Source organism: Phenylobacterium sp. (assembly GCF_031181185.1).
Classification (GTDB): domain Bacteria; phylum Pseudomonadota; class Alphaproteobacteria; order Caulobacterales; family Caulobacteraceae; genus Phenylobacterium.
The window spans coordinates 1-4255 of sequence record NZ_JAPSKZ010000247.1 but is presented as its reverse complement, the minus strand read 5'-3'; the positions used below and the strand labels follow the sequence as shown (position 1 = coordinate 4255).

General features: G+C 68.2%; 6 protein-coding genes. 2 read left to right on the top strand and 4 right to left on the bottom strand.

Annotated features, from left to right (window positions below):
- A partial coding sequence (locus tag RIF93_RS19120; RefSeq protein ID WP_309093039.1) for an aminotransferase class V-fold PLP-dependent enzyme occupies positions 1 to 203 on the bottom strand: 203 nt, incomplete at its 3' end.
- Positions 200 to 637 carry an Rrf2 family transcriptional regulator gene (locus RIF93_RS19115; protein WP_309093038.1) on the bottom strand — a complete coding sequence of 146 codons (438 nt, stop codon included), beginning with the start codon at positions 635 to 637 and terminating at the stop codon, positions 200 to 202. The genes RIF93_RS19120 and RIF93_RS19115, both read right to left, overlap by 4 nt.
- Positions 638 to 797: 160 nt before the next feature.
- Here RIF93_RS19115 and RIF93_RS19110 point away from each other — a divergent pair, with 160 nt between their 5' ends.
- A complete protein-coding gene (locus RIF93_RS19110; protein ID WP_309093037.1) occupies positions 798 to 1448 on the top strand; it encodes an alpha/beta hydrolase in 651 nt (216 codons plus the stop codon).
- A complete protein-coding gene (locus RIF93_RS19105) occupies positions 1448 to 1828 on the top strand; it encodes a nuclear transport factor 2 family protein (RefSeq protein ID WP_309093036.1) in 381 nt (126 codons plus the stop codon). Before RIF93_RS19110 ends, RIF93_RS19105 begins: the two co-directional genes overlap by 1 nt.
- Here the strand turns inward: RIF93_RS19105 and RIF93_RS19100 are convergent.
- Together RIF93_RS19100 and RIF93_RS19095 are read right to left on the bottom strand one after the other, a co-directional pair.
- Complete coding sequence (locus RIF93_RS19100) at positions 1821 to 3629, bottom strand: NAD(P)/FAD-dependent oxidoreductase (protein WP_309093035.1); 1809 nt, start codon at positions 3627 to 3629, stop codon at positions 1821 to 1823. The genes RIF93_RS19105 and RIF93_RS19100 overlap by 8 nt on opposite strands.
- 123 nt (positions 3630 to 3752) lie before the next feature.
- Positions 3753 to 4255, bottom strand: a 503-nt coding sequence (locus RIF93_RS19095; RefSeq protein ID WP_375163897.1) for a M20/M25/M40 family metallo-hydrolase, incomplete at its 5' end; no start/stop codon positions are given.

The following is a 4255-nucleotide window of genomic DNA, read 5'->3' as shown; positions in this document are numbered from 1 at the left end:
GTGAAGACGACGTTGGCGGGCGCCGCCCCGATCAGGCCGGCGACCTCCTCGCGGGCCGCCTCCAGGATCGCCCGCGCGGCGCGGCCATAGGCGTGGATGGACGAGGCGTTGCCGGTGACGCCCAGGGCCTTCACCACCGCCTCGATCGCCTCCGGCCGCACCGGCGCCGTGGCGTTGTGGTCGAGGTAGACCGGCTGGCTCATGCCGCCACCGGGGGATTGCGCAGCCGGCCGCCGATCACGTCGGCCAGGCTGACGGACGAGAGATAGTCCTCGATCTGGCGGCCCAGGTCGGCCCACAGGTCGTGCGTCAGGCACCGCTCGCCCTTCACCATGCAGCCCTTGCCCGGATGGTTGCAGCGGGTGGCGCGAAGCGGCTCGTCCACGGCGTGGACGATCTCGGCGATGGTGGTGGCGTCGGGCGAGCGGGCCAGCCGGTAGCCGCCGCCGGGGCCGCGGGCGGACTTCACCAGGCCCTTGCGGCGCAGGCGGGCGAACAGCTGCTCCAGATAAGACAGCGAGATCTCCTGGCGCGCGGCGATGTCGGCCAGCGCGACGGCGCGGGCGGCCTCGCCCTCTCGCCGGGCGAGGTCGGCCATGGCCATGACGGCGTAGCGGCCTTTCGTGGAGAGACGCATGGCTTTGGGCTCGATGCAGTTTTCGCGCGCATCCGGAGCGGCCTGTGCTACAAGCCGGCGCCTCGCGCGGGGCTTAGGAACCGGGTCGCAACCGGATGGTCGCGACTTAGGAAGACCCAGCGCAGCAGTCAAGTATTCAGGACCGATAAGAGGGGTCTAGATGCCAGAGGTTGTTCTGACCGGCGCCGCCGGGCGGATCGAGGGTCGCTATTCGCAGGGGAAGAGCGAGACCGCGCCGGTCGCCCTCATCCTGCACCCGCACCCCAAGGCGGGCGGCCAGATGAACAACCCGGTGGCCGTGCAGCTCTTCCACATTTTCATGAAGCGCGGCTTCTCGGTGCTGCGCTTCAACTTCCGCGGCGTGGGCCGCAGCCAGGGCGAGTTCGACGGCGGCATCGGCGAACTGGCCGACGCGGCGACGGCGCTGGACTGGCTTCAGTCCACCAACCCGGCCGCCTCGCAGTGCTGGGTCGCCGGCTATTCCTTCGGCGCGTGGGTGGGCATGCAGCTGCTGATGCGCAGGCCCGAGACCGACGGCTTCATCTCGGTCAGCCCGCCGACCAACGCCTACGACTTCTCGTTCCTGGCCCCCTGCCCGGCCTCGGGCCTGATCCTGCACGGCGCCGCCGACACCGTCGTGCCGCCGATCGACGTCGAGCGCGTGGTCTCCAAGCTGCGCACCCAGAAGGGCATCGTCATCGACTACGAGGTCGTGGAAGGCGCCAGCCACTTCTGGATGGAGAACCTGCCTGAGGTGGAGACCCGCGTCGGGAACTACCTCGACAAGCGTCTCGAGGCGAACCCGGCCTGATGGCCACGGCGCCGGAGGACGCCATCCGCGCCCGGCGGCGGCTGACCAACAAGCTGATCGCCGCGCATGAGGCCGCACGGCTGAAGCCCTTCTTCGCGCCCGACGTGAAGCTGATCGTCGGCGACGGCGGCCTGATCCTGGGCGCGGATCAGGTGATCGAAGCCTTCGCCGGCCAATTCGCCGATCCGTCGTTCGTGACCTATGTCCGCGAAACCGAAAGCGTCGAACCCGACGCCGCCGGCGAGCGGGCGGCCGAGACCGGCCGCTGGGTCGCCGACTGGAAGGGCCAGCCCAAGATGGGCGGCCGGTACCTTGCCGTCTGGCGTAAGGTCACCGGCCAGTGGGTGATCGAGAGCGAGCTCTACGTCACGCTCAGTTGAGCTCCAGGCCCTTCAGCTGCCCCTCGGCGCGCCAGTCCTCGAGCACCTTGGCGAAGGCTACGGGGCCGGCGCCGTACGAGCTGTTCTTCTTGTTCATCAGCTCGACCTTGCCCTCGTTGTTGTAGTAGCCGGGCGTGCACTCCTTCAGGAACTGCTCGCGCATCACCGACAGCTTGACGATGGTGTCGACCCAAGCCTCCTCGGCCTCCTGGGAGGGCTCGACCGTGCGTGCCTGCCGCTCGGCGGCGTTCTTCACGATGTAGGCGATGTGCTTCACCTGCTCGTTGATCATGTGCGGGAAGTTGGCCGAGAAGCCCGACTGCACGTTCGAGACGATGAAGCAGTTCGGGAAGCCGCGGCTCAGCAGGCCGTGCAGCGTCTCGGCCCCGTTCTTCCACTTCTGCGTCAGGGTCAGCCCGCCCCGGCCGTGCACCTCGTAGCCGGCGCGGCGGGTGTAGTCGGTGCCGACCTCGAACCCCGTCGCAAAGACCAGGCAGTCGATCTCGTACTCGCGGCCGTTGGCGATGATGGCGTTCTCGGTGATCCGCTCGACGCCGCGCCCCTGGGTGTCCACCAGCGTCACGTTCGGCCGGTTGAAGGTCGCCAGGTACTCGTCGTGGAAGCATGGCCGCTTGCAGAACTGGTTGTACCAGGGCTTCAGCGCCTCGGCGGTGGCCTTGTCCTTGACGATCTGGTCCACGCGGGCGCGGACCTGCTCCATCTTCTTGAAGTCGGCCAGCTGCATCAGGGCGGCGGGGTTCTCGACCTTCTCGCCCGCCTCGGCCTTGCGGCGCGCCAGCAGCAGGATGTTGCCGATGATGTCGGTCCAGCCGTCGTTCACCAGGTCCTCTTCGGCGAAGCCGCCCGAGACCAAGAGGTTGAAGTTGTCCATCCGGTGCTGCTGCCAGCCCGGCGGCAGGCTCTTGGCCCACTCCGGATCGGTCGGCCGGTTGGCCCGAACGTCGATGGACGAGGGCGTCCGCTGGAAGACGTAGAGTTGCTTCGACCACTCGCCCAGGTGCGGCACGCACTGGACCGCCGTGGCGCCGGTGCCGATGATGCCGACCCGCTTGTCCTTCAGGCCCGTCAGGCCGCCGTTGGAATCCCCGCCGCTGTAGTCATAGTCCCACCGGCTGGTGTGGAAGGAGTGGCCCTTGAACGTCTCCACGCCCGGAATGCCCGGCAGCTTCGGCCGGTGCAGCGGCCCGTTGGCCATGACCACGAACCGCGCCTTCATGGCGTCGCCGCGGTTGGTCTTCACGATCCAGCGCGAGGCGTCCTCGTCCCAGGAGAGGTCGGTCACCTCCGTCTGGAAGCAGGCGTTCCTGTAGAGGTCGAACTTCTCGCCGATCGCCCGGCTGTGGCGCAGGATCTCGGGCGCCCGGGAGTACTTCTCCACGGGCATGTAGCCCACCTCCTCCAGCAGCGGCAGGTAGATGTAGCTCTCGATGTCGCAGGCCGCGCCCGGATACCGGTTCCAGTACCAGGTGCCGCCGAAGTCGCCGCCCTTCTCGATGATGCGGATGTCATTGACCCCCGCCTCGCGCAGGCGCGCGCCGGCCAGCAGCCCGCCGAACCCGCCGCCGATCACCGCCACCTCGACCTCGTCGGTCAGCGGCGCGCGGGAGAGCTCCCGATCGACGTAGGGGTCCTCGAGATAGTGGGCGAAACGCCCCTTGATCTCGACGTACTGCTCGTTGGCGTCGGCGCGCAGCCGCCGGTCGCGCTCCTCCCGGTACTTCCGAGCGAGCGCGTCCGGGTCGAAGCCCAGGTCGTCGATCTTGCCGATGTCGTCCGCCACGGCGTTCCTCCCGCCTTGTTATCGGCGTTCAGCGTGCCGAACGATCGTTTGAGCGGCAAGCGTGACGTGGCGTGAGCGACAGTAAGAACCTCCCCCGCGCGGCGGGGGAGGTTGTTCGAGCGCCTACTTCCCAGCCGTCGACAGGAAATCGAGCGCCGTCAGCACCTGGGCGCGCACGCCCACTTCCATCGCGCCTTCATCCACGACGTTGAAGAACGGCGAGTGGTTCACGCCCGGCGGGTTGCCGATGGTCAGGTCGTAGAACAGCCCGGGGACCTTCTGCTGGTAGTACGAGAAGTCTTCGGCGCCGGTGATGTAGTCGATGTCGTCTTTGATCTTGCCGCGGGCGGCCCGCGCCAGCGTTGGCTTCATCTTGGCCGTCAGCGCCGGGTCGTTGGTGGTCACCGGGTTCGGCGTGCCCCACTCGATCGAGCCCTTGCCGCCATACCGCGCGGCGATGCTCTCCACCGCCTTCTCGGCTCGCGCCATCACGTCCTTGCGCAGGTTCGGGTCGAACGTCCGGAGCGTGCCCGCCAGCGTGAAGTCGTCGGGAATGATGTTGTAGCGGACGCCGCCGTGCACCGTGGCCACCGTCAGGATGGTGGGCGTGCGCGTGACGTTGATCT